The sequence below is a fragment of the Vibrio sp. PNB23_22_6 genome (assembly GCF_052877535.1).
In genome coordinates this window covers 1-2,440 of record NZ_JBNFXP010000055.1, presented here as the reverse complement: position 1 = coordinate 2,440, position 2,440 = coordinate 1, and the positions used below count along the sequence as shown (strand labels likewise).

1 protein-coding gene and 2 pseudogenes are annotated in these 2,440 nt (G+C 37.4%); 2 read left to right on the top strand and 1 reads right to left on the bottom strand.

Going from position 1 to position 2,440, the window contains the following annotated elements:
- Nucleotides 1–103: 103 nt before the first annotated feature.
- Nucleotides 104–328, bottom strand: a pseudogene (locus ACVA54_RS19555) (dihydroorotate dehydrogenase); the annotation flags it as partial.
- A gap of 225 nt (nucleotides 329–553) precedes the next feature.
- Between ACVA54_RS19555 and ACVA54_RS19550 the strand changes: the two are divergent.
- Together ACVA54_RS19550 and ACVA54_RS19545 are read left to right on the top strand one after the other, a co-directional pair.
- The gene (locus tag ACVA54_RS19550; protein ID WP_446579251.1) at nucleotides 554–1,642 is read left to right on the top strand and encodes a glycosyltransferase family 9 protein; all 1,089 of its coding nucleotides are present in this window, start codon (nucleotides 554–556) and stop codon (nucleotides 1,640–1,642) included.
- 164 nt (nucleotides 1,643–1,806) lie between these two features.
- Nucleotides 1,807–1,945: pseudogene (locus tag ACVA54_RS19545) on the top strand (IS110 family transposase); the annotation flags it as partial.
- Nucleotides 1,946–2,440 lie beyond the last annotated feature (495 nt).

Sequence of the window (2,440 nt, the reverse complement as noted above, 5' to 3'; positions counted from 1 at the left end):
TTTTGCTGCTCATAAGCACCTCTCTATTAGTCATTTTGTCTAACTAAAAGGTGTCTATCAAGTCGGTGGCTATTCATACACAATGATTTCTTTGTTTTTTTCAGTAATTTAATCTTAATGTGAGATCAACTTTGGTTTGTTCTACTTTGTAAAGCGAGCCGATTAATAACCATATTAATGTTATGATCACGACCACAAATGGCACGCCAAAAACCGCGATAATAGGCGTTAAGATCGAACGCATCATCGCTATTGTTGCCATGTAAGACATGAACATCGAGAAAATCGCAGTGATCAGCATTAAGCCTAACATGACGTATTTTGGGTTAAGCTTAGACAAGTGTTCAAATAACGACCATGAGCCTTTGATGGGCTTTTCGTGCTGTTTATGCTGTTTATGCTGTTTATGCTGTTTATGCTGTTTATTTTGATAGCTAACTGACTGATTGACCATAAAGGGATTAATGAACGCCATTTTTTTTGAGAAAGTCTTTGAAGGTTTAGATCAGCATTGTATCATCTGATTATTTTTAAATGGTAAATGGAGTTGCTTGTGAAGGGCGTTACTATAAAAAATTTTTTACGAAGATTTGATAAATACCGCAAATCAAAAATGGAAAAGCTGGAGGGGTTCTTTCATAAGCTTATTAGAAATAACCGCTATTGTCAGTCTGAGCTATTACCAGTATCAGAAGTCAAACGTATTTTGATTTTGCGCAATAACACTCGAATTGGTAATGCATTATTTCTAGTGCCTTTTGTTCGCCAAGTAAGAGAAATCTTTCCTGATGCACATATTACATTAATGCTACACAATGAATTCTTAGGGCAGATATTCACCAACTTAGATGTTGATGAGATTTGTTATAGCCGATTGAGTTTTAAGCATAGTATCCAAAGCCTCAGTTTGATTCGAAAGTTAAAAAAAACAACGTTTGATATTATTTTTTCCCCGTATAGTTCGTCAGAAGATGCTGCCATTTGCGCTATAGTTCCAGCTATCAACAAAATTGGTAGGGCAAGTAAAACGAAAAGCAATGCTTTTACTCATACATTTGAGGGTTCAGGTGAAAAGAAACATTCTGCCCTAACGAGCCTCTACTTGTTACCAAAAGCTGGTTTTGCATTGCATCCTGTTAATCATACTATTGAGTTGAGTTCAGAAGAACTGATCGCTGGTAAGAATGAGTTTAATCAAATTAAGTCTTCAGAAAAAACTGTACATATCGCTTATTTTCGTGGGGCTAGAGGAGATAAATTACTCCCTGAATCTTACTGGCGTAAGTTAATTGAACGTATTGAATCTGAGGTTGTTGAAAGCATTGAATGGGTGGAAGTTTTAAGTCCAGACATACCAGAGCCTTTAATTAACAAGGTAAATACGTTTTATTCACCTAATATACGACATCTTGCTAGTTTTTTAACCAATGTGGATGCCTTTATTTGCTGTGATACAGGGCCGCTTCATCTTGCTGATGCAGCTAATGCTCGGTGCATTGGACTTTATAATAAAACGGATACGATAACATTTGGCTTATTAAATAAGCAGAGTGTTTGCATAACTGACATCGACGGATTTGATGTAACACAAGCGTTAGGTATGACGAACGATGATTATATAGCCAGCGATGTGAGAATATAACGTAATGCTACCTTGTGCGCACTTGGGCCTGGACAATTAGCCATCTTCGATTCAAGTTCTAAGTGGACTGCCCCCAATACCCTTGACAGTTTTCAGCCTCATTTTGAGGCTGATTCAAACTCTCTAGCACCTTAAACTTCACAAGATCATTTCTTCTAGCAATCAAAGCCACATATGAACGATTACTTGCGGTAGGAAACCTAAAAAGTGGCTATCGTTGTCTGCATGAGAAAGATGGTTGTGATACTAAATTCAATGTTAAGAGACGGTGTAATGTGGGATAAAGATAGCGCCAAAAATTAACTATTGACGCCATAGTCTCTTGTTATAACTCAGTTTCATCGATGTACTCGATTTGCTTAGTCACAGAAACTGCTACAACTATTGAAAAAACAACGGCGATTGAAATTCTAATAAACGTAGATGGAATGATAGATTGTGTAGAAATGATAAATGGACCAGCGAAACCACCACATACTGCCCCTACATAAGCTCGCCTTCCACTCCATTTCATTAGCGAACCACATTTAACACAGCGATACTTCGTCCAATGAGCACTGAAAAAAAACCAGCTACATGCAACATTTTTCTGGCACTTGGGACATTGTCTAGATTTCATAATAGCCTCGTAATATTAACCTAAGCTGATATGAAACTACCCAACTAAAGAAACATCAAACCTTCTGGTTCAGATTTCGAGTGAGTTCATGAATTATAACGCCTTGTATGGGAAATTATCCCTCTAAATCGACCAGTTTCGGGTAATGTGAGACCCAGGCTTTAGCTGCAACTAAAGCT